The 24,269-nt window shown below is 63.6% G+C and carries 25 protein-coding genes and 1 rRNA gene; 15 read left to right on the plus strand and 11 right to left on the minus strand.

From position 1 onward, the window contains the following. The 4 genes from rrf to AC58X1_RS23210 form a co-directional block, all read left to right on the plus strand. Positions 1–84: ribosomal RNA gene (gene rrf / locus AC58X1_RS23195) — 5S ribosomal RNA — on the plus strand; the annotation flags it as partial. A gap of 247 nt (positions 85–331) precedes the next feature. Further along, the gene (locus AC58X1_RS23200; protein ID WP_497429533.1) at positions 332–991 is read left to right on the plus strand and encodes a paraquat-inducible protein A; all 660 of its coding nucleotides are present in this window, start codon (positions 332–334) and stop codon (positions 989–991) included. Further along, positions 978–1,601, plus strand: coding sequence for a paraquat-inducible protein A (locus AC58X1_RS23205; RefSeq protein WP_497429534.1), 624 nt, complete (start codon positions 978–980; stop codon positions 1,599–1,601). The genes AC58X1_RS23200 and AC58X1_RS23205 overlap by 14 nt, the downstream gene beginning before the upstream one ends. Next, the gene (locus AC58X1_RS23210; protein ID WP_497429535.1) at positions 1,594–3,894 is read left to right on the plus strand and encodes a PqiB family protein; all 2,301 of its coding nucleotides are present in this window, start codon (positions 1,594–1,596) and stop codon (positions 3,892–3,894) included. The genes AC58X1_RS23205 and AC58X1_RS23210 overlap by 8 nt, the downstream gene beginning before the upstream one ends. A gap of 216 nt (positions 3,895–4,110) precedes the next feature. On the opposite strand, the gene rpsT is transcribed toward AC58X1_RS23210, so the two are convergent. Continuing rightward, complete coding sequence (rpsT, locus tag AC58X1_RS23215; RefSeq protein ID WP_101316189.1) at positions 4,111–4,389, minus strand: 30S ribosomal protein S20; 279 nt, start codon at positions 4,387–4,389, stop codon at positions 4,111–4,113. A gap of 249 nt (positions 4,390–4,638) precedes the next feature. Between rpsT and murJ the strand changes: the two genes are divergently transcribed. The 6 genes from murJ to ispH all read left to right on the plus strand — a co-directional run bounded on the left by murJ (position 4,639) and on the right by ispH (position 11,973). Further along, positions 4,639–6,177 carry a murein biosynthesis integral membrane protein MurJ gene (murJ, locus tag AC58X1_RS23220; protein ID WP_101316193.1) on the plus strand — a complete coding sequence of 513 codons (1,539 nt, stop codon included), beginning with the start codon at positions 4,639–4,641 and terminating at the stop codon, positions 6,175–6,177. 117 nt (positions 6,178–6,294) lie between these two features. After that, positions 6,295–7,245: a bifunctional riboflavin kinase/FAD synthetase gene (gene ribF / locus AC58X1_RS23225; protein ID WP_220633027.1), complete on the plus strand. Its 951-nt coding sequence runs from the start codon at positions 6,295–6,297 to the stop codon at positions 7,243–7,245. Continuing rightward, on the plus strand, positions 7,242–10,073 hold the full coding sequence (gene ileS / locus AC58X1_RS23230) for an isoleucine--tRNA ligase (RefSeq protein WP_150569967.1): 2,832 nt from the start codon (positions 7,242–7,244) through the stop codon (positions 10,071–10,073). Before ribF ends, ileS begins: the two co-directional genes overlap by 4 nt. Beyond that, positions 10,066–10,581, plus strand: a complete 516-nt coding sequence (gene lspA / locus AC58X1_RS23235; protein ID WP_103435953.1) for a signal peptidase II — start codon at positions 10,066–10,068, stop codon at positions 10,579–10,581. The genes ileS and lspA overlap by 8 nt, the downstream gene beginning before the upstream one ends. Further along, a complete protein-coding gene (gene fkpB, locus AC58X1_RS23240; protein WP_103435954.1) occupies positions 10,574–11,011 on the plus strand; it encodes an FKBP-type peptidyl-prolyl cis-trans isomerase in 438 nt (145 codons plus the stop codon). Before lspA ends, fkpB begins: the two co-directional genes overlap by 8 nt. A gap of 14 nt (positions 11,012–11,025) precedes the next feature. Next, positions 11,026–11,973 (plus strand): 4-hydroxy-3-methylbut-2-enyl diphosphate reductase, encoded by a 948-nt coding sequence (gene ispH / locus AC58X1_RS23245; protein WP_497429536.1) that lies wholly within the window; start codon positions 11,026–11,028, stop codon positions 11,971–11,973. Between the two features lie 8 nt (positions 11,974–11,981). On the opposite strand, the gene AC58X1_RS23250 is transcribed toward ispH, so the two are convergent. After that, entirely contained in the window at positions 11,982–12,440 is a 459-nt protein-coding gene (locus tag AC58X1_RS23250) for a GspH/FimT family protein (RefSeq protein ID WP_224786408.1), read from the minus strand. A 143-nt stretch (positions 12,441–12,583) separates the two neighbouring features. Between AC58X1_RS23250 and pilV the strand changes: the two genes are divergently transcribed. From pilV to thiO, 5 genes are read left to right on the plus strand one after another with little or no spacing between them, the layout of a single operon-like run. After that, positions 12,584–12,934, plus strand: a complete 351-nt coding sequence (gene pilV, locus AC58X1_RS23255) for a type IV pilus modification protein PilV (RefSeq protein WP_157831727.1) — start codon at positions 12,584–12,586, stop codon at positions 12,932–12,934. Then, positions 12,931–13,584 carry a PilW family protein gene (locus tag AC58X1_RS23260; RefSeq protein WP_150572768.1) on the plus strand — a complete coding sequence of 218 codons (654 nt, stop codon included), beginning with the start codon at positions 12,931–12,933 and terminating at the stop codon, positions 13,582–13,584. The genes pilV and AC58X1_RS23260 overlap by 4 nt, the downstream gene beginning before the upstream one ends. Next, on the plus strand, positions 13,581–14,063 hold the full coding sequence (locus AC58X1_RS23265; protein WP_497429537.1) for a hypothetical protein: 483 nt from the start codon (positions 13,581–13,583) through the stop codon (positions 14,061–14,063). The genes AC58X1_RS23260 and AC58X1_RS23265 overlap by 4 nt, the downstream gene beginning before the upstream one ends. 1 nt (position 14,064) lies before the next feature. After that, the gene (locus AC58X1_RS23270) at positions 14,065–14,460 is read left to right on the plus strand and encodes a type IV pilin protein (RefSeq protein ID WP_101316213.1); all 396 of its coding nucleotides are present in this window, start codon (positions 14,065–14,067) and stop codon (positions 14,458–14,460) included. A gap of 37 nt (positions 14,461–14,497) precedes the next feature. Then, positions 14,498–15,595, plus strand: coding sequence for a glycine oxidase ThiO (thiO, locus tag AC58X1_RS23275; RefSeq protein WP_150572770.1), 1,098 nt, complete (start codon positions 14,498–14,500; stop codon positions 15,593–15,595). 34 nt (positions 15,596–15,629) lie between these two features. Here the strand turns inward: thiO and AC58X1_RS23280 are convergent, their stop codons facing one another. From AC58X1_RS23280 to AC58X1_RS23320, 9 genes are all read right to left on the minus strand, one after another. Beyond that, the gene (locus AC58X1_RS23280; protein WP_150569973.1) at positions 15,630–17,039 is read right to left on the minus strand and encodes an amidase; all 1,410 of its coding nucleotides are present in this window, start codon (positions 17,037–17,039) and stop codon (positions 15,630–15,632) included. Between the two features lies 1 nt (position 17,040). Continuing rightward, a complete protein-coding gene (locus AC58X1_RS23285) occupies positions 17,041–18,324 on the minus strand; it encodes a Zn-dependent hydrolase (protein ID WP_259407013.1) in 1,284 nt (427 codons plus the stop codon). A gap of 12 nt (positions 18,325–18,336) precedes the next feature. Next, positions 18,337–19,032: an ABC transporter ATP-binding protein gene (locus tag AC58X1_RS23290; RefSeq protein ID WP_101316221.1), complete on the minus strand. Its 696-nt coding sequence runs from the start codon at positions 19,030–19,032 to the stop codon at positions 18,337–18,339. Continuing rightward, positions 19,032–19,784, minus strand: a complete 753-nt coding sequence (locus tag AC58X1_RS23295; RefSeq protein ID WP_101316223.1) for an ABC transporter ATP-binding protein — start codon at positions 19,782–19,784, stop codon at positions 19,032–19,034. Before AC58X1_RS23295 ends, AC58X1_RS23290 begins: the two co-directional genes overlap by 1 nt. Then, positions 19,784–20,791 carry a branched-chain amino acid ABC transporter permease gene (locus AC58X1_RS23300; RefSeq protein ID WP_497429538.1) on the minus strand — a complete coding sequence of 336 codons (1,008 nt, stop codon included), beginning with the start codon at positions 20,789–20,791 and terminating at the stop codon, positions 19,784–19,786. Before AC58X1_RS23300 ends, AC58X1_RS23295 begins: the two co-directional genes overlap by 1 nt. A 2-nt stretch (positions 20,792–20,793) precedes the next feature. Next, complete coding sequence (locus AC58X1_RS23305; protein WP_101316227.1) at positions 20,794–21,654, minus strand: branched-chain amino acid ABC transporter permease; 861 nt, start codon at positions 21,652–21,654, stop codon at positions 20,794–20,796. Positions 21,655–21,714: 60 nt separating this feature from the next. Beyond that, complete coding sequence (locus AC58X1_RS23310) at positions 21,715–22,917, minus strand: ABC transporter substrate-binding protein (RefSeq protein ID WP_101316229.1); 1,203 nt, start codon at positions 22,915–22,917, stop codon at positions 21,715–21,717. Positions 22,918–23,007: 90 nt separating this feature from the next. Beyond that, on the minus strand, positions 23,008–23,772 hold the full coding sequence (locus AC58X1_RS23315; protein WP_150572773.1) for a FadR/GntR family transcriptional regulator: 765 nt from the start codon (positions 23,770–23,772) through the stop codon (positions 23,008–23,010). Positions 23,773–23,963: 191 nt separating this feature from the next. After that, a complete protein-coding gene (locus AC58X1_RS23320) occupies positions 23,964–24,188 on the minus strand; it encodes a PP0621 family protein (protein ID WP_101316233.1) in 225 nt (74 codons plus the stop codon). Positions 24,189–24,269 lie beyond the last annotated feature (81 nt).

Below are 24,269 nucleotides of genomic sequence, written 5' to 3' on the forward strand. Positions count from 1 at the left end.
TCCCATCCCGAACTCAGTAGTGAAACGATGCATCGCCGATGGTAGTGTGGGGTCTCCCCATGTGAGAGTAGGTCATCGTCAAGATTCATTTCGCAAAACCCCTATCTGCGCAAGCAGGTAGGGGTTTTGTCTTTTCCGCGATCCATAAGATCCAGAGCTGCTGCGCAGCCTAAAATTGTCGCTCCAGCTACCATTCCCGGCACTTTTACCCCATCCAGCGCTCATAACGAAGTGCCAGTATGCTTATGTCTCGCATCAGGGCGGCCACGCGTCTCCCACAATGCGAGCCAGAACACTAGAATAGAGCCCACGCTTCCACTCAGACGCCCATATGCCCAACCCTGCCGACCCCGAAGTGCTGGCCAATCTGCCGCTGGACGACCTCATCGCCTGCCATGAGTGTGACCTGCTGCTGCGCAAGCCGCCCCTGCAGCACAATGAGAAGGCGCTGTGCCCACGTTGCGGCTACGAGCTGTACGCTCACCGCCATAACGTGGTCAATCGCAGCCTGGCGTTGGTGCTGGCTGCGCTGCTGCTTTATATACCCGCCAACTTCTTGCCGATCATGCAGCTGCACCTGCTCGGGCAGACCTCCGACGATACCGTCTGGAGCGGTGTGCTTGGCTTGTACAACTCACAAATGCACCTGATCGCCGTGGTGGTGTTTCTCTGCAGCATGGCCATCCCCTTGCTCAAGCTGCTGTGTCAACTGGCAGTACTGCTGAGCATCCGTCTGGACATCGGGCGCAGCTACGGCTTGCTGATCTACCGGATGTACCACCACCTGCGCGAGTGGGGCATGCTCGAGGTGTACTTCATGGGCGTGCTGGTGGCCATGGTCAAGCTGCTCGACCTTGCCCAACTGAATATCGGTATTGGCCTGTTCTGCTTCATCAGCCTGCTGCTGGTGCAAGTCTGGTTGGAAGTGGTGATGTCGCCGCATCAGATCTGGGTGGCGTTGTCCGGGGAGGATCTGCATGCGGGCGATTGATGCCGGGATTCTGGTGTGCAATGAATGCCACGAGCTGAACCGTCAGGAAGGCGATGACGCTGGGCAGACCTGTATCCGCTGCGGTGCCATCCTCCACCCTCGACGGCCTAACAGCATCGTGCGCACCTGGGCACTGCTGATCACTGCGTTCATCCTGTATATCCCAGCGAACCTATTGCCGATCATGACGGTCAGCTCGCTGGGCAAGGGCAGCCCCGACACGATCATGTCCGGGGTCATCACGCTGATGCACCACGGCATGTTGCCTATCGCAGCCGTGGTGTTCATTGCCAGTATCCTGGTGCCGACCTTCAAGTTGGTCGGCATCGGCCTGCTGCTGTACTCGGTGCAAAGACATCAGCCGCTGTCGGCCCGGCAGCGCATCTGGATGTACCGCTTTATCGAATTCATCGGGCGCTGGTCGATGCTCGACATCTTTGTCATTGCCATTTTGGTGGCGGTGGTCAATTTTGGCCGGATCGCCAGCGTCGAAGCTAATCTGGGCGCCATCGCTTTCGCCTGCGTGGTGATCCTGACGATGTTTGCTGCCTTAACTTTCGATCCCCGACTGATCTGGGATAACACGGAGTCGGATGACGACCATGAGTGACGTGCCTACGGCAAAAACCCGACCTGCCTCGAACTGGTCGGCCATCTGGATCCTGCCCCTGATCGCGTTGATCATCGGCGGCTGGCTGGGCATTCAGGCCTACCGTTCTGCCGGGGTGGAGATCCAGGTGCGCTTCAAGACTGGTGAAGGGATCGTCGCCAACAAGACCGAGGTGATCTACAAGGGTATGCCAGTCGGCAAGGTTACCGAACTGGAGCTGGATGCCACCGGCAGCAACACCGGGGTGATCGCCACCATCGAGATGAACAAGGCGGCAGACACCCAGCTGACCACCGGCACGCGCTTCTGGCTGGTCAAGCCGAGCGTTACCCTGGCGGGCATCTCCGGCCTGGAGACACTGGTATCGGGTAACTATATTGCCGTCGACCCGGGCAAAGGCGAGCCGACCAAAAGCTTCAAGGCGCTGGCCTCGGCGCCGCCGCTGTCTGACTCCGAGCCCGGCCTGCACCTGACCCTCAAGGCCGATCGACTTGGCTCGCTCAATCGCGACAGCCCGGTGTTCTACAAGCAGATCCAGGTCGGTCGGGTGAAGAGCTACAAGCTGTCAGAGGATCAGGGCACCGTTGAGGTCAAGGTGTTCATCCAGCCCGCCTACGCCAGCCTGGTGCGCAAACATACTCGCTTCTGGAATGCCAGCGGCATCAGCATCGATGCTGACCTGTCCGGGGTCAAGGTGCGCAGTGAGTCGCTCAGCAGCATCGTTGCCGGTGGTATTGCCTTTGCTACCCCTGAGCACCGCAAGGACAGTCCGCCGACTGATCCAAGCCTGCCATTCCGCCTCTATGAAGACTTTGACGCTGCCCAGGCGGGTATCCGCATCAAGGTCAAACTGACTGATTTTGAAGGCCTGCAGGCAGGGCGTACGCCAGTATTGTACAAAGGCATTCAGATCGGCTCGCTGAAGACCCTGAAGATCGAAGACGACCTGGCCAGTGCCTCAGCCGAACTGACCCTTGATCCTCTGGCCGAGGATTATCTGGTCGAGGGCACGCAATTCTGGGTGGTCAAGCCGTCCATTTCCCTGGCGGGCATCACTGGCCTGGAGGCGCTGGTGAAGGGCAACTACATTGCCATCCGTCCAGGTGACAAGGGCGCACGGCCGCAGCGCGAGTTCGAAGCACGGGCCAAGGCGCCGCCGCTCGATCTGAAGTCGCCAGGGCTGCATATGGTGCTGTTTGCCGACAGCCTCGGCTCGCTCGAGGTCGGCAGCCCGGTGATGTATCGCCAGGTCAAGGTCGGCAACGTGCAGAGCTATCAGTTTGCCCGCAACAGCAAACGTATCCTGATCGGCGTGCACATCGAGAAGGAGTACGCCAATCTGGTCAACGGCTCAACGCGCTTCTGGAATGCCAGTGGTATCACCCTGACCGGCGGCCTGTCCGGGATCAAGGTCAAGAGCGAGTCATTGCAGACCCTGATGGCGGGCGGCATTGCCTTCGATACGCCGAAGCCGGATGTACCGCTCAAGCGTCATATCCCGCGCTTCCGTCTGCATGAGAGCGAAGAGGCAGCCAATCGCGCCGGTACCCTGATCACCATCCGTGTCGAGCGCGCTGATGGCCTCAAGCCGGGCACGCCGATCCGCTTCCGCGGCCTGGAGGTGGGCAGTATCGAGAGTACCGACCTGACCGACGATCTGCAGGCGGTACTGCTGCGTGCGCGCATCAACGAAGCTGCCGACCGCATCACCCGTGTCGGTACGCAGTTCTGGGTGGTCAAGCCAGCATTGGGGCTGGTCAAGACCGAGAACCTCGATACGCTGATCGGTGGGCAGTACATCGAGGTGCAGCCAGCCGCCAGGAGCCAAGGCTCACAGCGTGACTTCATCGCTCTGGCGGAGGCGCCAGAGGTGAAAGGTCAGGAGATCGGCTTGCCGATTACCCTGAGTGCTCCGCGACGTGGCTCGATCAAGCCGGGCGTGCCGGTCACCTACCGCGAGGTGGCGGTGGGCAAGGTCACTGGCTTTGAATTGGGACAGAACGCTGATCGAGTGCTGATCCACATCCTCATCGAACCGCGCTATGCCGGGCTGGTGCGCGGTGGCAGCCGGTTCTGGAACAGCAGCGGCTTTGGCTTCGACTGGGGCTTGTTCAAGGGGGCAACGGTGCGTACCGAGTCGCTGGAAACGCTGATCGACGGCGGCATTGCCTTTGCCACGCCAGAGGGCGAGCAGATGGGTAACCCGGCACGACCGAAGCAGACCTTTGCCTTGTTCGACAAGCCTGATGACGTGTGGCTGCAGTGGGCGCCGAAGATACAGTTGGGCAAGTAAGCAATACGGCTGCGCTGCAGATCTTGCAGCAGCGGCCTGTGTCGCGAAAGGGGTGCGCAGCGCCCCCAGCAGTTCTGCGGCCTTGCCTAAATCGCGGGGCCGCTGCGCGCCCCTTTCGCGACACAAGGCCGCTCCTACAGGGGTCGCATCCAGGCGGGGATAAATCGCAGGCAATAAAAAACCGACCCTAGGGTCGGTTTTTAACAAGCGCGTCGCTTAGGCAGCTGCAGTTTCTTTCAGCGCCTTGATGTGGCCATTCAGACGGCCTTTATGGCGAGCAGCCTTGTTCTTGTGGATGATACCTTTGTCGGCCATACGGTCGAGGACAGGCACAGCCAGGGTGTAAGCGGCTTGCGCTTTTTCGGCGTCTTTTGCGTCAATGGCTTTAACTACATTCTTGATGTAGGTACGAACCATGGAACGCAGGCTGGCGTTGTGGCTGCGACGCTTCTCAGCCTGTTTTGCGCGTTTCTTGGCGGAAGGTGAGTTGGCCACCGTCGAGCTCCTTGAAAGACTTTAGGGAAATAGCAAACAAAATAGGCCGCGAATCATGCCGATGCGTACGACAGATGTCAAGGCCACCTGCAAGGTTCCGCCGAGTGGTGGGTCCGCGAGAGGGAAATATTCCTTTCTGCGCCGCGACCTGTAAACTCGGGAATTTTGGCTCCCCTGCGAAGGCGCGGGAGTATCGCACATCTTGGCGGCTTTAGTAGCGTCCTCCGTCCCCAGCGTGAAAATTTTTCGATGAACCTGCTCAAATCCCTGGCTGCAGTCAGCTCCATCACCATGATTTCACGGGTGCTGGGCTTTGTCCGCGACACCATCCTGGCGCGCGTATTCGGTGCCGGCGCGGCAACCGATGCGTTCTTCATCGCCTTCAAACTGCCCAACCTGCTGCGGCGTATCTTCGCTGAGGGCGCATTCTCGCAGGCCTTCGTGCCGATCCTGGCCGAGTACAAGACCCAACAGGGTGAAGAGGCGACGCGCACCTTTATTGCCTACGTCAGTGGCTTGTTGACTCTGGTACTGGCCGTTGTTACTGCGCTGGGCATCTTCGCCGCGCCGTGGATCGTGTGGGTCACGGCGCCGGGCTTTGCCGCCGACGCCGAGCGCTTCGCCCTCACCACCGACCTGCTGCGGGTGACCTTCCCTTATATATTGCTGATCTCGCTGTCATCGCTGGCAGGGGCGATCCTCAATACCTGGAACCGCTTTGCGGTACCGGCGTTCACCCCGACCCTGCTCAACGTGGCGATGATCGCCTTCGCCCTGCTGCTGACGCCGTACTTCGAGCAGCCGATCATGGCCCTGGCCTGGGGTGTGTTGGCGGGCGGCCTGGCGCAGTTGCTGTATCAGCTGCCGGCATTGAAGAAGATCGGCATGCTCGTGCTGCCGCGCCTGAACCTGCGCGACAGCGGTGTATGGCGGGTGCTCAAGCAGATGCTGCCGGCGATTCTCGGCGTGTCGGTCAGCCAGATCTCGCTGATCATCAACACCATCTTCGCTTCCTTTCTGGTGGCCGGATCGGTGTCGTGGATGTACTACGCCGACCGCCTGATGGAGCTGCCCTCAGGCGTGCTCGGGGTAGCGCTCGGCACTATCCTGTTGCCGACCCTGGCCAAGACCTACGCCAATCGCGACCGCCACGAGTACTCGCGGATTCTCGACTGGGGCCTGCGCCTGTGCTTCCTGCTGGTACTGCCGTGTACCCTGGCCCTGGCAATTCTGGCCGAGCCGTTGACCGTGTCGCTGTTCCAGTACGGCAAGTTCAGCGCATTCGACGCGGCCATGACCCAGCGCGCCTTGATCGCCTACTCGGTCGGCCTGCTGGCGATCATCCTGATCAAGGTGCTTGCGCCGGGCTTCTATGCGCAGCAGAACATCCGCACGCCGGTAAAGATCGCGATCTTCACCCTGATCTCGACCCAGCTGCTCAACCTGGTGCTGGTCGGCCCGCTGGCCCATGCCGGGCTGGCCCTGGCCATCAGCATCGGCGCCTGCCTCAACGCCGGCTTGCTGTACTGGCGCCTGCGCCGCCAGGACCTGTTCCAGCCGCAACCAGGCTGGGCGCGGTTCCTGCTCAAGCTGATCCTCGCGGTCAGCCTGATGTCGGCCGTGTTGCTGCTGGGCATGCATTACATGCCAGCCTGGGAAGAGGGCGGCATGCTCGAGCGCTTCCTGCGCCTGGGTGCCCTGATCGGTGCCGGCGTCGTGACCTATTTCGGTTGCCTGTTCGCCTGCGGCTTGCGTCCTCGGCAGTTTGCCCGCAATGCCTTGCATTAAGGTGCCAGGCGGCCAGGCGTCGGTTTTACACATTAGTCGCCACCCCAGGGCGCTGCTGCCTGTCACCAGCGCCCGGGTGTGGTTATAATCGACCACTTTATGAGCAAGAAGCGCGTTATGCAGCTGGTTCGAGGTCTTCACAACCTGCGCCCCGAGCACCGGGGGTGTGTCGCCACCATTGGCAACTTCGACGGGGTTCACCGTGGCCACCAGGCAATCCTGGCGCGCCTGCGCGACCGCGCCCGGGAGTTAGGCCTGCCCACCTGCGTGGTGATCTTCGAGCCACAGCCGCGCGAGTACTTTGCCCCCGAGACTGCGCCGGCACGCCTGGCGCGGCTGCGTGACAAAGTGCAGCTGCTGGCCGCCGAAGGCATCGACCTGGTCCTGTGCCTGGCCTTCAACCAGCGCCTGAGCCAGCTCAGCGCCGATGAATTCGTCAAGACGATCGTGGTCGATGGCCTCGGCGTGCGCCACCTGGAGGTCGGTGACGACTTCCGCTTTGGCTGCGACCGTGCCGGCGACTTTGATTTTCTGGTCGAGGCCGGCAAAAGGTACGGCTTTACCGTCGAGGCCGCCAACACGGTCGTGCAGGACGGCTTGAGGGTCAGCAGCACCAAGGTGCGTACCGCCCTGGCCAATGCTGACTTTGCCCTGGCCGCACACCTGCTGGGCCGCCCGTACACCATCACCGGGCGCGTCCTGCACGGCCAGAAGCTGGCTCGTCAGCTCGGCACGCCGACCGCCAACATCCAGCTCAAGCGCCGCCGCATCCCACTCAGCGGGGTCTACCTGACCAGCGCCGAGATCGACGGCAAGCGCTGGCCGGGTGTTGCCAATATCGGGGTACGACCCACCGTTGCTGGTGATGGTCGTCCTCACCTGGAGATTCATCTTCTTGATTTTGCCGGCGACCTGTATGGCCGGCGTCTGACGGTGGAGTTCCACCAAAAGCTGCGCGAAGAGCAGCGATTCGCCTCCCTGGAGGCGCTGAAGTCGGCGATCGACGCGGACATCGCCGCCGCACGTGCCCACTGGCACGCTCAACCGCTAACCAAGAGCCTGAAATGACCGACTACAAAGCCACGCTTAATCTTCCGGACACCGCCTTCCCGATGAAGGCCGGCCTGCCCCAGCGCGAACCGCAGATCCTGCAGCGCTGGGACAGCATTGGCCTGTACCAGAAGCTTCGCGAAATTGGCAAGGATCGTCCCAAGTTCGTCCTGCACGATGGCCCGCCCTACGCCAACGGCAAGATCCACATCGGTCATGCGCTGAACAAGATTCTCAAGGACATGATTGTCCGCTCCAAGACCCTCTCCGGTTTCGACGCGCCGTACGTCCCGGGTTGGGACTGCCACGGCCTGCCGATCGAGCACAAGGTCGAGGTCACCCATGGCAAGCACCTGAGCCCGGACCAGACTCGTGAGCTGTGCCGTGCCTATGCCGCCGAGCAGATCGAAGGGCAGAAGACCGAGTTCATCCGCCTGGGTGTGCTGGGTGACTGGGACAACCCCTACAAGACCATGAACTTCGCCAACGAAGCGGGCGAAATCCGCGCGCTGGCCGAAATCGTCAAGCAAGGCTTCGTGTTCAAGGGCCTCAAGCCTGTGAACTGGTGCTTCGACTGCGGCTCGGCCCTGGCTGAAGCTGAAGTCGAATACGCCGACAAGAAGTCCTCGACCATCGACGTCGCCTTCCCTATCGCCGATGCCGACAAGCTGGCCAGCGCCTTTGGCCTGGCCGCGCTGGCCAAGCCTGCCGCCATCGTCATCTGGACCACCACGCCGTGGACCATTCCCGCCAACCAGGCGCTGAACGTCCACCCGGAGTTCACCTACGCCCTGGTCGACACCGGCGAGCGTCTGCTGGTACTGGCCGAAGAGCTGGTCGAAGCCTGCCTCAAGCGCTGGGACCTGCAAGGCTCGGTCATCGCCACCGCGCCAGGTTCGGCGCTGGAACTGATCAACTTCCGTCACCCGTTCTACGAGCGTATGTCGCCTGTCTACCTGGCTGAATACGTCGAGCTGGGCGCCGGTACCGGTGTTGTCCACTCGGCACCTGCCTACGGCGAAGACGACTTCGTGACCTGCAAGCGCTATGGCATGGTCAACGACGAAATCCTCACCCCGGTGCAGAGCAACGGCGTCTACGTGCCATCGCTCGAGCTGTTTGGCGGCCAGTTCATCTGGAAGGCCAACCCAGCCATCGTCGACAAGCTGCAGGAAGTTGGTGCGCTGCTGCACACCGAAACCATCAGCCACAGCTACATGCACTGCTGGCGCCACAAGAGCCCGCTGATCTACCGCGCCACCGCGCAGTGGTTCATCGGTATGGACCGCGAACCGGCCAGCGGCGACACCCTGCGTGAGCGTGCGCTCAAAGCCATCGAAGAAACCAAGTTCGTGCCGGCCTGGGGCCAGGCGCGCCTGCACTCGATGATCGCCAACCGCCCTGACTGGTGCATCTCGCGTCAGCGCAACTGGGGTGTGCCGATCCCGTTCTTCCTCGACAAGCAGAGCGGCGAGCTGCACCCGCGTACAGTCGAGCTGATGGAAGAGGTCGCCAAGCGCGTTGAACAAGAGGGCATCGAAGCCTGGTTCAAGCTCGACGCCGCCGAACTGCTCGGTGACGAAGCCGGCCAGTACGACAAGATCACCGACACCCTCGATGTCTGGTTCGACTCCGGTACTACCCACTGGCACGTACTGCGTGGCTCGCATGACATCGGTCACGCCACCGGCCCGCGCGCCGACCTGTACCTGGAAGGCTCCGACCAGCACCGCGGCTGGTTCCACTCGTCGCTGCTGACCGGCTGCGCGATCGACAACCATGCGCCTTACCGCGAGCTGCTCACCCACGGCTTCACCGTCGATGAGAACGGCCGCAAGATGTCCAAGTCGCTGGGTAACACCATCGAGCCGCAGAAGGTCAACGACACCCTCGGCGCCGACATCATGCGCCTGTGGGTTTCGGCCACCGACTATTCCGGTGAAATGGCCGTCTCCGACCAGATCCTCCAGCGTAGCGCCGACGCCTACCGACGCATCCGCAATACCGCGCGCTTCCTGCTGTCGAACCTGTCCGGCTTCGATCCGGCCCGCGACCTGCTGCCGGCCGAAGACATGCTTGCGCTGGACCGCTGGGCCGTCGACCGCGCGCTGCTGCTGCAACGCGAGCTGGAGGAGCACTACAGCGAGTACCGCTTCTGGAACGTCTACTCCAAGGTGCACAATTTCTGTGTGCAGGAGCTGGGCGGGTTCTACCTCGACATCATCAAGGACCGCCAGTACACCACCGGCGCCAACAGTGTTGCCCGGCGTTCGTGCCAGACCGCGCTGTACCACATCAGCGAAGCGCTGGTGCGCTGGATCGCGCCGATCCTGGCGTTCACCGCCGACGAGCTGTGGCAGTACCTGCCAGGCGAGCGCAACGAGTCGGTGATGCTCAACACCTGGTACCAAGGCCTGACCGAACTGCCAGAAGGCTTCGAGCTGGACCGCGCCTATTGGGAGCGGGTCATGGCGGTCAAGGCAGCGGTCAACAAGGAACTGGAAAACCAGCGTGCGGCCAAGGCCATCGGTGGCAACCTGCAAGCCGAAGTGACCCTGTTTGCCGAAGAAAGCCTGAGCGCCGACCTGGCCAAGCTTGGCGACGAACTGCGCTTCGTGCTGATCACCTCGGCCGCGAGCGTGGTGCCGTTCGTGCAGGCGCCGGCCGATGCCGTGGCCACCGAAGTCGAAGGCCTCAAGCTGAAAGTGGTCAAGTCCGGTCACGCCAAGTGTGGCCGTTGCTGGCACTTCCGCGCCGATGTCGGTGCCAATCCCGAGCATCCGGAAATCTGCGCACGCTGCGTCGACAACCTGAGCGGTGCGGGCGAGGTGCGTCACTATGCCTAATCCTGCAGTGGGGCGCTTCGGGCGCCTCGCCTGGCTGTGGTTGAGCCTGCTGATCGTGGTGGTCGACCAGGTGACCAAGCTGTACTTCAACAGCAACCTGAGCATGTACCAGCAGATCGTGGTCATCCCTGACTACTTCAGCTGGACCCTGGCCTACAACACCGGCGCTGCGTTCAGCTTCCTGGCCGACGGCGCTGGCTGGCAGCGCTGGCTGTTTGCCCTGATCGCGATCGTGGTCAGCGCGGTGCTGGTAGTCTGGCTCAAGCGCCTTGGTCGCAGCGAAACCTGGCTGGCAGTTGCCCTGGCGCTGGTACTCGGCGGCGCGCTGGGCAACCTGTACGACCGTGTCGTGCTCGGTCATGTGGTCGATTTCATCCTGGTCCACTGGAAGAATACGCATTACTTCCCGGCATTCAACGTTGCCGACAGTGCCATTACCGTTGGCGCGATCATGCTGGCGCTGGATATGTTCAAGAGCAAGAAGTCCGAGGAGCCTGCGCATGACTGAGACCCGTATCGGCCAGAACAGCGAAGTCACTCTGCACTTCGCCCTGCACCTGGAAAACGGCGACACCGTCGACAGCACTTTCGACAAGGCTCCGGCCGTGTTCAAGGTTGGCGATGGCAACCTGCTGCCGGGTTTTGAAGCCGCATTGTTCGGCTTCAAGGCCGGCGACAAGCGCACGGTCAGCGTGCCCCCGGAAAACGCCTTCGGCCAGCCGAACCCGCAGAACGTGCAGATCATGCCGCGTTCGCAGTTCGCTGACATGGAGCTGTCCGAAGGGTTGCTGGTGATCTTCAATGATGCAGCCAACGCCGAGCTGCCTGGAGTGGTCAAAGCCTTTGACGAGCACCAGGTGACGATCGACTTCAACCACCCATTGGCTGGCAAGACCCTGAGCTTCGAGGTGGAGATCCTCGCGGTGAAGGCCTTGTAAGCCTGGAGCCGAGCATGCAAATCAAACTCGCCAACCCTCGCGGCTTTTGTGCGGGGGTCGACCGGGCGATCGAGATCGTCAACCGTGCCCTGGAAGTGTTCGGCCCGCCGATCTACGTGCGTCACGAAGTGGTGCACAACAAGTTCGTGGTCGAAGACCTGCGCAACCGTGGCGCGATCTTCGTTGAAGAACTCGACCAGGTGCCGGACGACGTCATCGTCATCTTCAGCGCCCACGGCGTCTCCCAGGCTGTGCGCCAGGAGGCCGCAGGCCGTGGCCTGAAGGTGTTCGACGCCACCTGCCCGCTGGTGACCAAGGTCCACATCGAGGTGGCCAAGTACAGCCGCGATGGCCGTGAGTGCATCCTGATCGGCCACGCCGGCCACCCGGAAGTCGAAGGCACCATGGGTCAGTACGACGCCAGCAACGGTGGCTCCATCTATCTCGTCGAAGGCGAGAAAGATGTGGCCAGTCTGCAGGTGCGCGACCCTGATCACCTGGCCTTCGTTACCCAGACCACCTTGTCGATGGACGACACCAGCCGGGTTATCGACGCCCTGCGCGCGCGCTTCCCCAACATCGGCGGGCCGCGCAAGGACGATATCTGCTACGCCACTCAGAACCGCCAGGACGCGGTCAAGCAATTGGCTGATGAGTGCGATGTGGTGCTGGTGGTCGGCAGCCCGAACAGCTCCAACTCCAACCGCCTGCGCGAGCTGGCCGAGCGTATGGGCACTCCGGCGTACCTGATCGACGGCGCCGAGGACCTGCAGCAAAGCTGGTTCGATGGCATTGGCCGGGTGGGTGTCACTGCCGGTGCTTCGGCACCTGAAGTGCTGGTGCGCGGGGTGCTTGAGCAGCTCACGGCCTGGGGCGCAACCGGTGCCGAAGAGCTCGACGGGCGCCCGGAGAACGTGACCTTCTCGATGCCCAAGGAACTGCGGGTGCGCTCGCTGCTCTGAGCCACCCCTCAGGGGCCTGCGCACAATGGCTCAACGGCCATGTCCGTGCGCAGGCGCACCCTGCCGCTGGGCGCCAGGACGATCTGGCGTGGTTGCCCGCCTTCTGCGTGTGGGCATATCTGCAAACTCCCGCCGTGAAACCCGCCGTTACCGCGCAACGGTACGCCCTGTGCGCTGAAGCGCACACCGTCAGCCAAGTTGCCAACGATCCGTACCCGCTGCGGTAAACGTTGCTCAGCCAGTAACAGCCCGCTATCCGCGTCCACCACGCGCCAACCCACTCCCCAGCCTGCCTCCAATGGCTCGACCCGCACGGCCTGCTGCTGCAACAAGGCCTGGCTACGTGCCGAGCGAAAGGCCTGGAGCAGCTGTTGCGCCGCTGCCGCCCGTTGCAAGTCCTGGCTGAGCGCGGTGTAGGACGGCGTCGCCAGCTGCGCCAGAACCGCGACCAGCGCGAGCGCCAACATCATTTGTATCAGTGTTGCCCCGTGTTGCCACACCGTGCATTCCTCCCTGGAAGTGCTTCGCTGTAGCTTCAGACACGGCGGACATGAGGTCCAGTCGGCCACTTGGCTGGCACATTGCGGGAAATTTCCCAAGGAGCGCATAGATGCGCAAAGGACAGCAGGGCATCACGCTGCTCGAGGTCGTGCTGGGCATGCTGGTGCTGGCGCTTGGCCTGTTTGCGGCAGCGGCTTTACAGGTCAAGGCATTGCAGGCTACCGCCAGCGCTCGGCAGCACAGCCAGGCCACCTATCTCGCCCAGAGCCTGCTGGAGCAGGCGAGGGCGGGCGGGTCAGTGGAGGATTCAGGGCAATGGCAGGCGCAGGTAAGGCTGGCCCTTGGCGCGCAGGCCGAGGGCTGGGTGCGAAGTTCAGGGTCATCGCTGAAGGTCATCGTCGACTGGCCCGATGCGCGTGACCCGGAGCATCAGGGCGTAAGCCTGCAGGGCTGGCCATGAACGGCAGTCAGGCGGGTTTCAGCCTGCTCGAAGGGCTGCTCGCGCTGGCCTTGGGCTTGATGCTGCTGGCCGCAGCGAGCCAGGTGTTTGTCGCTACGGTGCAAGCCTGGCGCTTGCAGGGCGCGCTGGCGCAGCAGCAAGAGGATGCCCGCCTGGCGCTGCAACGGATCGCCCAGGATATCCGCATGACCGGTGTGTTCGGCTGTTTGCGCTTGCACGCCAGCGACTTCGACTCACCCAACGCAGCGGCCGCCTTTGCCAGGCCTGTGCAAATCAACCAGGGTGGCGCACAACTGAGTCTGTTGGTGGGGCAGTTGCCCGGCAGCGGTAGCCGGCCCGACTGGACGGTGTTGAGTGATTGCCGCAGTTGGGCTCAGGTCCGGGCCGACGCCCACGAGGGTGACGAGCAGACCCTGGCCTTGCCGGTCAGCCGCATCACCTACGAGCTGCGCGATGGCAGCCTGCGGGTGGTGCGCCGAGGCTCGCCGCAGGCTTTGATCGACAATGTGCGCAGCCTGCAGGCTAACTTGGTAACGAACGCGCAGGGCCAGCGGGTCGACCTGCAACTAAGCCTGTTCGACCCACAGCACGATCTCGAACAGCAGTACGCCATCAGCGTAGCTCTACGCAATCGGCTGCCAGAACAATGAAGCGCCAACGCGGCATGGTGCTGCTGACCGCTCTCATATTGAGCCTGCTGCTCGGTCTGCTCGCCGCCGCCGCCCTGCGCGAAGCAGCGCTGCAGACACGCATGGCCGGGCTTTTGCTGGCCAGCAGCCAAGCGCTGGAGCAGGCCGAGGCAGTCTTGCTGGAGGGCGCAGCGCGGCTCGCCGTGGCGCCACCCAACGAGTGCCAGCCCTGCTCGCCGCCAGCCGACTCCCATGACGTAAACGCCGCTGGTGGCGACTGGCAGGGAGCCGGGCAGGGCTGGTTCAACCTGCAGAACCTTGGCCAAAGCGACCGGCCCGCGCACCTGCCCGTGGGCACCCAGGCCACCCTCTACCGAGTGACCGCAGTCAGCCAGCAAACCCGCGCGCGGCGTGTGCTCGAAGCCGTATACGCGCAGCCCGTAGACCCGTCGCAGGCACTGCGAAGAATCCTCTGGCGGCAAAGAGTGCAGGAGCCATGACATGCAGCAAGGCCTGAGCCTGATCGAGTTGTTGATTGTCGTCGCCGTCAGCGGCATTCTGGCAGCCATTGCCTACCCCGCTTACAACGAACAATTGCGCCGCGCCGCCCGCAGCGAAGTGGTCGGCCTGCTGCACGACGCTGCGTTGCGTCTGGAGCGCCACCATGCGCGCAGCGGCCAGTACAGCGACACTGACCAGCATCAATTGAGCTTGCCCGCCGATAGCCGCTATTACCGCCTGCAGTTGCAACGCGATGACGCCAGCTTCCGCCTGCAGGCGCAGCGCTTGCCGACCGGTTTGATGGCGCAGGACCAGTGCGCTGACTATCAGCTCGATCAGGCGGGTGTGCGTAGCAACCCGGGCAGCCAGGACGCTGCGGGTTGCTGGAGCGGTTGACGGGGTAGCTCGGTTTTTTCAGGTATTGGATCGACAGATGAACAAGCAAGTAGTGGTTGTCGGCGGTGGCGTGATCGGCCTGCTGACTGCGCTCAACCTGGCAGCAAAGGTCGAGCGGGTGGTGGTGTGTGATCAAGGCGAAGTCGGCCGCGAGTCGTCGTGGGCCGGTGGCGGCATCGTCTCGCCGCTGTATCCGTGGCGCTACAGCCCGGCAGTCACGGCGTTGGCGCATTGGTCACAGGCGTTTTATCCACAGCTGGGCGAGCGCCTGTTCGCCAGCACCGGCGTCGACCCCGAGGTGCACGTCACCGGCCTGTACTGGCTGGACCTTGAGGACGAAGCTGAGGCGCTGGCGTGGGCGGTGCGTGAGCAGCGGCCGTTGACGGCTGTGGATATCTCGGCGGCATATGACGCCGTGCCGGGCCTCGGCGCCGGCTTCACACGGGCGATCTTCATGGCTGGGGTGGCCAATGTGCGCAATCCACGGCTGGTTAAGTCGTTGAAAGCAGCGCTGGCGGCTCTGCCCAATGTCACTCTGCGCGAGCACTGCCAGATCACCGGCTTTGCCCAGCAAGACGGGCGTATCAGCGGTGTGCACACGGCCGATGGGCTGCTCGAAGCCGATGACGTGGTGCTCAGCGCGGGCGCCTGGAGTGGTGACCTGTTGGCCACGCTGGGCCTGACCTTGCCGGTCGAACCGGTCAAGGGCCAGATGATCCTCTACAAGTGCGCCGAAGACTTTTTGCCGAGCATGGTTCTGGCCAAGGGCCGCTACGCGATCCCGCGGCGCGACGGGCATATCCTGATCGGCAGTACGCTGGAGCATGCCGGCTACGACAAGACCCCGACCGAGCAGGCACTGGAGAGTCTCAAGGCCTCCGCCGTTGAGCTGTTGCCCGGGCTTGCTGACGCCACGCCGGTGGCGCACTGGGCCGGTCTGCGTCCAGGCTCACCCGAGGGTGTGCCGTACATCGGCCCGGTGCCGGGGCATGCCGGGCTGTGGCTGAACTGCGGGCATTACCGCAACGGCCTGGTGCTGGCGCCGGCTTCGTGCCAGCTGTTTGTAGATTTGCTGACGGGCGTTGAGCCGATCATTGATCCCACCCCATATGCCCCGGCCGGGCGGCTGGCTTGAGATTTTGGGGCTGCAAAGCAGCCCCCGGCGCCCCTCAGCCGATAACCGGTGCCTGCAGATGGCGAGTCGGGTAATGCTGCTCGTACGCCTTGCACACCCGCAGCACCTGCTCATCGGCGAAGCGCCCGGCCACCACCTGCAGTCCCACCGGCAGCCCTTCGCGGGTGAAGCCACACGGCACCGAGGCTGCCGGTTGTTGGGTCAGGTTGAACGGGTAGCTGAACGGCGTCCACTCCATCCACTGCTCCAATCCCGACCCTGGCGGCACGTTGTGCCCGGCGGCAAACGCCACCAGCGGCATCATTGGCGACACCAGCACGTCGTAGCGCTGATGGAAGGCGTTCATCCGCGCCACCAGCTCAGCCCGTGCTTCCAGCGCTGCGGTGTACTGCTCGAGACTGATGGCCGCGCCTTGCTCGGCAATCCAGCGCAGGCCCGGATCGAGCAGCTCGCGCTGGGCTGACGTCAACTGGCTGGCCAGCCGCGCCGCGCCGGCGAACCACAGGGTATTGAAGGTTGCCAGCGGGTCGGCAAAACCTGGGTCGACTTCTTCGACCTGCGCCCCTAATCGCGCCAGGCGCTGCACTGCCTGAGCGGTCAGAGCCTGAATCTGCGGGTCGACGCTGACGTAACCGAAGTCGGCGCTGTAGCCGATGCGCAGCCCGCTCAAGTCCTGCTCTGCGGCCAGCCAGGGTCGCTGGCGCGGTGCTCCGGCGAGACCGTCGCGCGGATCGGGGCGAGCCACACAGTCGAGCATCAGCACAGCATCGTCGACCGTGCGCGTCATCGGCCCCAGGTGCGAGAGGATGGTCATGGCACTGGCCGGCCACTGCGGCACATAACCAAAGGTCGGTTTGATGCCGAAGGTGCCAGTGAACGCGCAGGGGATGCGGATCGAGCCGCCGGCATCGCTGCCCTGGTGCAACACGCCGAGATTGAGCGCCGCTGCCGCCGCCGCACCGCCCGATGAGCCGCCGGCAGTCAGGCGCGTATCCCACGGGTTGCGCGTGATGCCATACAGCGGGTTGTCGGTGACACCCTTCCAGCCGAACTCAGGCGTGGTGGTCTTGCCCAGCAGCACCGCGCCGGCTTCGCGCATGAACCCGCTGAACGGTGCGTCGACGTCCCACGGCCCAGCTGCCGAAGACGTCAGCGAGCCCTTGCGGGTGGGCATGCCACGGGTCAGGGTCAGGTCCTTGATCGAGGTCGGCAGCCCATCCAGGCGGCCACAGGGCTCGCCGCGCTGCCAGCGCTGCTCGCTGGCGCGGGCGGCGGCGCGGGCGCCTTCGGCATCGACATGGCAGTAGGCGTTGACGGCCGGGTTGTGCTGGTCGATGCGGGTCAGCACGTCATCGATCACCTCGAGCGGAGACAGCTGGCGCCGTTGATACAGGTCGAGCAGCTCGACGGCGGTGAACTCGCCTATAGCGGTTTTGCCGGTCATCTCAATGGGCTCCCTGATTGGCGGCCTGGACCATTGCCCGCAGCAGTACATCACAGCCATCGGCCAGGTCCTGCGGCGCAGCGTTTTCGATTTCGTTGTGGCTGATGCCGCCTTCGCACGGCACGAAGATCATCCCCGCCGGGCCCAGCTCGGCGACGAAGATCGCATCGTGGCCAGCGCCGCTGACGATATCCAGATGGCTCAGGCCCAGCGCGACTGCGCCCTGGCGCACAGCGTCGACACACTGCTCGGCAAAATACAGCGGCGGGAAGTCAGCGGTTGGCGTCAGCTCGAAGCTCAGGCCATGCTTGGCCGTGGTGGCTTCGATCACCGCGCGCACCTCGGCGACCATCGCATCGAGCTGCTGCGGGTCGAGGTGACGCAGGTCGATGGTCATGTGCACCTGGCCGGGGATCACGTTGCGCGAGCCAGGATGCAGGCTCAGGCAGCCGACCGTGCCGCAGGCATGCGGTTGATGGGCATGGGCAATGCGGTTGACCGCGCTGACTACATCGGCGGCGCCGACCAGTGCATCCTTGCGCAGGTGCATCGGCGTAGGCCCGGCGTGGGCTTCGACGCCGGTCAACACCAGGTCGAACCACTTCTGCCCGAGGCAACCCTGCACCACGCCAATGGTGGTGCGCTGGTCTTCCAGCACCGGGCCTTGTTCGATATGCGCCTCGAAGTAGGCGCCGACCGCATGGCCGGTGGGCACACGCGGGCCGGCGTAGCCGATGCGCGTAAGCTCGGCGCCGACTGACAGGCCTTGCTCGTCGCGCTTGGCCAGGGTCTCGTCGAGGTCGAACTTGCCGGCAAATACCCCGGAACCCATCATGCATGGCGGGAAGCGCGAGCCTTCTTCGTTGGTCCACACCACCACTTCCAGCGGTGCTTCGGTTTGCAGGCCGAGGTCGTTGAGGGTGCGGATCACCTCCAGCCCGGCCATCACCCCGTAGCAACCGTCGAACTTGCCGCCGGTGGGCTGGGTGTCGATATGGCTGCCGGTCATCACTGGCGCCAGGTCCGGGTTGCGCCCCGGACGGCGGGCGAAGATATTGCCGATGGCATCGACACTGACGCTGCAGCCCGCCTCGGTGCACCATTGCACGAACAGGTCGCGCGCCTGGCGGTCGAGGTCGGTCAGGGCGAGCCGGCACACGCCGCCCTTGGCGGTGGCACCGAGGCGTGCGAGGTCCATCAGCGACTGCCAGAGGCGCTCGCGGCTGATCAAGGCGCCCTGGCCGAGTGTTGCTTGCGTTGGATCGATAGGGTTTTGGCTGTTCATGGTCGGTCTCCTTCAGGCGCTCAAGGCCAGGTAGCGGTTCTTGATGCTCGGGTCGGCGCGGAACTGCTCGGCGCTGCCCTGATAGGCCACGCGGCCTTGTTCCAGCACGTAGTGACGGTCGGCGAGGGCGTCGCAGACCTTGAGGTTCTGCTCGACCAGCAGGATCGACAGGCCTTCGTCCTTGATCCGCCGCAGGATCTTCACCAGTTCGTCGACTATCACCGGGGCCAGGCCTTCAGTCGGCTCGTCGAGGATCAGCAGCTTGGGCCCATTGAGCAGCGCGCGGGCAATCGCCAGCATCTGCTGCTCGCCCCCGGACAGGGCAAAGCCGCTGTTGCGGCGACGTTCCTTGAGCCGCGGGAACATCGCGTAAACGTCCTCCAGCTGCCAGCGGCTGTGCTTGCGCGCGGCGATCTTGAGGTTCTCTTCGACGTCCAGCTGGCGGAAGATGCCGCGGTGCTCCGGCACCAGCGCGATGCCCTGGCGGGCGATGTCAAAGATCTCGCGACCGACCAGCGGCTGGCCGTTGAAGTGAATCTGGCCCTGGCGCGGGCGGACGATGCCGAGAATGCTGCGCAGGGTGGTGGTTTTGCCGGCGCCGTTACGCCCGAGCAGGGTCACCAGCTCGCCGGCCTCGACCTTGAGCGAAACGCCCTCGAGCACATGGCTCTTGTCGTAGTAGGAATGGATCGATTCGACGCTGAGCATCAGGCGGCCTCTCCAAGGTAGGCGGTACGCACGCGTTCGTCGTTGCGCACCTGATCCGGGGTGCCTTCGACCAGGATCTGGCCGTGGCTCATGACGGTAATGCGTTGGCTGATCGACATGACGATGCTCATGTTGTGTTCGATCAGCAGCACGGTGTGGTCGCGGCCCAGGTCGCAGATCAGGTCGGTCATCACCGGGATGTCATCGATGCCCATGCCCGAGGTGGGCTCGTCGAGCATCAGCAAGGTGGGCTTGGCGCAGATCGACATGCCGACTTCCAGCACCCGCTGCTGGCCGTGCGACAGCTCGCCAGCGAGGGTCTCGGCGCGGCCGTTGAGCTTGAGCCGTTCGAGCACCTGGTCAGCGGTGTCCCAATGGCTGCGCTTGTGCTCGACGCTGCGCCAGAAGTTGAGCGCGCCAAGGCCATCGCGGCCCTGCGCGGCCAGGCGCAGGTTCTCGCGCACGCTGAGGTTCTGGAACAGGCTGGTGAGCTGGAACGAGCGCGCCATGCCCAGAGCGACGCGGCCGTGAGACGGTTTGCGGACGATGTCCTGGCCGTTGAGGAGGATCTTGCCGGCGGTGGCCTGGCGCTCACCGGTGAGGCAGTGGAACAAGCTGGTCTTGCCGGCGCCGTTGGGCCCGATCACGGTGTGGATGGTGCCGGCACGGACTTTCAGGTCGACGCCATCGACGGCATGGAACGGCCCGTAGGCCAGTTGCAGGTTGTGTGTTTCGAGGAGGAATTCGCTCATTACAGCTGCTCCTTGGTTTTGCCATCGACGGCAGGCGAAGGGCGCAGGCGCTTGGCCAGATCAGCCAGGCCACCCCACAGCCCACCGCGCATGAACACCACCACCAGAATCAGGATCACCCCCAGCAGCATCAGCCAGCGCGGCCACAGCTCCGACAGCACGTCCCCGAGCAGCACGATCGCGCCGGCGCCGAGCAACGAGCCGAACAGCGAGCCGGTACCGCCGACGATGGTCATGATCAGGATGTTTTCACTCATCATCAGGTCGATGTTCGACAGCGGGGCAAAGTGCAGCAGCATCGCGTACAACGCCCCGGCGATACCGGTGATGGCGCCAGACAACATGAACACCAGGATCTTGAAGTGGCGAATGTCATAGCCGATGGCCGCAGCGCGGGTTTCGTTTTCGCGGATCGCCAGCAAGGTGCTGCCGAACGGTGAGCGGATCACCCGCAGGGCGCCGGCAAAGATCAGCAGGAACAGCACCGCGACAAACGCGTAGAAGTGGCGCGGGTCGGCAAGGTCGAGCAACACATGCCCGGCAACCGTGATATTCGGCCGTGGCACGTCGAGCAGGCCGTTGTCGCCGCCGGTCCAGCTGCTCAGGGTGTAGGCCAGAAAGTACGCCATCTGGCTGAAGGCCAGGGTCAGCATGACGAAGTAGATGCCCTTGCGCCGAATCGCCAGCGCACCGACCAGCAAGGCCAGCAGCGCGCCGAACAGCGCCGCGCCAACCAGCGCGCCGAGCATGCCCCATTGCAGGTGAATCATCAGCAGCGCCGCGCCGTAGGCACCGGCACCAAAGAAGATGCCCTGGCCGAACGAGAGCAGGCCGGTGTAGCCCAGCAGCAGGTTGCAGGCCAGCGCGGCCAGGCCAAAGATCAGGATCTCGGTGGCGAGGGTGGTCGACGGCAGGATCAGCGGCAAGCCGATCAGGGTCACAAGCAGCAACAGCAGCAGCGCCGGGCCATGCCCTTTGGCCACGGCCAGTGGATTTTTCTCAGTCATGTTCATGCTCTCCCGAACAGGCCGTAGGGACGAACCAGGATCACCGCCGCCATCGCGCCGTAGATCATCAGGCTGGCGCCTTGCGGCCAGAGGCTGCTCATCATGCTTTGCACCACCCCGACCAGCAGGCCGCCAACCAGCGCACCGCCAAACGAGCCCATGCCGCCGATCACCACCACGACGAAGGCGATGCCGAGAATCTCCGGGCCAACGAACGGCTGCGCCCCGCGCAGTGGCGCAAACAGCACCCCGGCCACGCCCGCCAGGCCCACGCCAAGGGCAAAGGTCAGCGAGAACAGGCGGAAGATGTTGGTGCCCAGCAGCGACACCGTCTCGGTGCTTTCACTGCCGGCTCGCACCAGGGCGCCGAAGCGGGTGCGCTCCAGCAGCAGCCACAGGCCAAGGCCGATCAAGGCGGCGAAGCCGATCAGGAACAGGCGGTAATAGGGGTAGATGAAGTCGCCGATGATCAGCACCCCGCGCAGCTCCGGCGGCACCGCGATGTGCTTGCCGACCGGGCCCCAGATCAGCACCGAGGCTTCCTGGATGATCAGCGCGATACCAAGGGTGACGAGAATCTGGAAGGTGTGCGGCAAGTGGTAGATGCGCTTGATCAACACCCGCTCGACCACCCAGGCCAGCGCGGCTACCGCCAGCGGCGCGATCAGCAGCGCTAGCCAGAAGTTGCCGGTCAGCGCCACGGCGGTGTAGCACAGGTAGGCACCCAGCAGAAAAAACGCACCGTGGGCGAAGTTGACGAAGTTGAGCAAGCCGAAAATGATTGTCAGGCCCACGGCAATGAGGAAGTAGATCATCCCCAGGCCAAGGCCGTTGAGCAGCTGGAACAGGTACAAATCGAGCATGAACGTGCCCTCTGCAGCGCGCCGCGCGCCTGCAATTTTGTCGAGTGGGAAGGCGTGGCGTCAGGCCAGGGCGCAACCGGTTTGAGAGACCTCGATGAACGAACGGCCGGCGTGCAGCACTTCGGCCAGGTCATCGTCATCTCGCATCTGTGCTTGAGGTTTGCCGCGCAGCAGGTAGTAGTCCTTGAGCACCTGATGGTCACCCGGGCGGATCAGCTCGTCGCCGGTCGGGCCCTGGAAACTCATGCCCTGCAGGGCTTTGGATACTGCGGCGCCGTCGAGGCTGTTGGCCTTGATGATGGCTTCGAGCATGACCCGGGTGCCGATGTAGTCGGCCGCCAGCGGGTAATTGGGGTTGATGCCGTAGGCCTTGCGCGTGGCCGCGACCAGCTCGCGGTTGAGCGGGGTGTCGACCTGATGCCAATACTGCGCGCCGAGGTACACGCCTTCCAGTACATCGCTGCCCAGCTCCTGGAATTGATCGAGCCCGGCCGACCACACCAGCAGCACTTTCATCCTGTCCTTGATGCCGAAGTTGACCGCCTGGCGCAGGGCATTGGATGACTGGCTGCCGAAGTTGAGCAGCACCAGTACGTCCGGCTTGGCGGCAATGGCGTTGGTCAGGTAGCCGGAGAACTCCTGCTCCTGCAGCGAGTGGTAGCTGTTGCCGATGTGCTCGATGCCGTGTTCGCTGAAGACCTTGCGTGCATTGTCCAGCAGGGCATCGCCAAACACGTACTGCGGGGTGATGGTGTACCAGCGCTTGGCCTCGGGCAGCAGCTTGATCAGCGGCACCAGGGTTTCGCGAATGGCGCCGTAGGTCGGCACCGACCAGCGAAAGGTAGAGCTGTTGCAGTCCTTGCCGGTGATCTCGTCGGCTCCGACCGGGGTCATGAACACGCCGCCGGCCTTGTTGATCTCCTTCGACACCGCCAGCGCCGAGGACGACAGCGTGCAGCCTTGAAAGAACCGCGCTCCGTCCTGGCCGATGGCTTCCTGGACCTTGCGTACCGCCTTGCCGGCGTTGCCCTCGGTATCGATGACCTTGTACTTGAGCGGCTGGCCGAGCAGCTGCGGGTGTTCGGCAATCGCCAGGCGCGAGCCCATGTCGGCATATTTACCGTAACTGGCAAACGGCCCGGACATCGACTTGAGGCCATAGAAGGTCAACGGTTGCTCGGCGAACACCCGCGACGCTCCCAACGGGAGGCTGCCGAGGGCGCCGAGGGCAAGGCCTGCTTTGAGCAGGGTACGTCTTTGCATGAGTAACTCCTTGTTTGTGGTTATTAGGCAGGAGTGGCAATGACAAAGCGGGTACGGCCGGGCCTGTGTGCAGGCCTCTGTCCAGGCGAATCAGTGGTTGTGGCTGAACTCCAGGAGGAAATTGCGGGCGACTTCGCCTTCCAGCGCAGTCATGTGGTGTTCGGCGTCGCACATGTGCTCGTGCATCAAGCGGCGCACGGCGGCTTCATCGTTGGCGCGCAGGGCGTCGAGCAGCTGCTTGTGGTAGTCGATGTTGGCCGCGGCGAACTGCTGGCGCTTGGGCAGGTAGGCTTTTTTCAGCACCACCAGGTCGCGCAGCAGGTCGTTGAGAAACACCGCCATGAAGCTCAGCAGCGGATTGGCGCAGCGACCGGCCAGCAGGGTATGAAACTCAAGCTCGGCCAAACGCTGCTCGCGCTGGCCTTCTTCGCTGTCTTCCGGGGTGCTGCAGAAATCGATGTTGGCTTGCAGCGCGGCATAGTCGGCGTCGCTGAGGCGGCCCATCACTGAAACCGCCAGCTCGACCTCGATGACCTTGCGCAGTTGGTACACCTGCTCGCCATCCAGGTGCTGAAAATGCAAGTAGTTGCGCAGCGCACGGCTGGCCGGTTCGGTGCCGACTTCATTGAGGTAGGCGCCGCCGCTCGGGCCGGTGCGGGTGCTGACCAGGCCCTCGACCTCGAGCGCCTTGAGCGCCTCGCGGGCGGTGCCCTTGGAACACTCGAAGTGCTCCATCAGCTCGCGCTCGGTCGGCAGCCGATCACCGGGGTGCAGCGCCTCGGTGACGATCGAGCGCTTGACCGACTCGACGATCATGTCCGACAGCTTCTGACGTTTGCGCTTGGGTTTGAGCATGCGGGCTATTTTTCATATTTATGCGGATAAATAGGATTTAGCGAATTTGCCGCCGGTGGGTCAAGAGTTGAGGCGGGGAGGGCGTCGTAAATGGAGCGGATGGGTCGGCTACGGGTATGTGTGTTCAGCGAGCGGGCATGAAAAAGCCGCTGTAACCGTGTTACAGCGGCTTGGCCGGAGCAGACCGTTGATCAGTCTTTCGGGCCTTGCTCCAGATGGGCTGGGCTGCAGTACCACTGATTGCCACGGTGCAGCGCCCGGTCATTGGGCAGGTGCACGCCGCAGTGCGCGCAGCGCACCATGGTCAGCGGGTCATCCAGGCGCTGCGCGGGGCGCGCCTGCTGGCTGAGCTTGAATTTGCGCCACAGCCAGAACGCGGCGGCGATCAGGGCGATCCAGAAAAGTAGGCGAACCATGGTGTCCAGCTTGGTCGAGAAGAAGAGCCGACAGTCTAGGACGCGGGCAAAAAAAAAGGGAGGCCTTGGGCTTCCCTTTCT

This window comes from Pseudomonas sp. PGPR N4 (assembly GCF_059693665.1).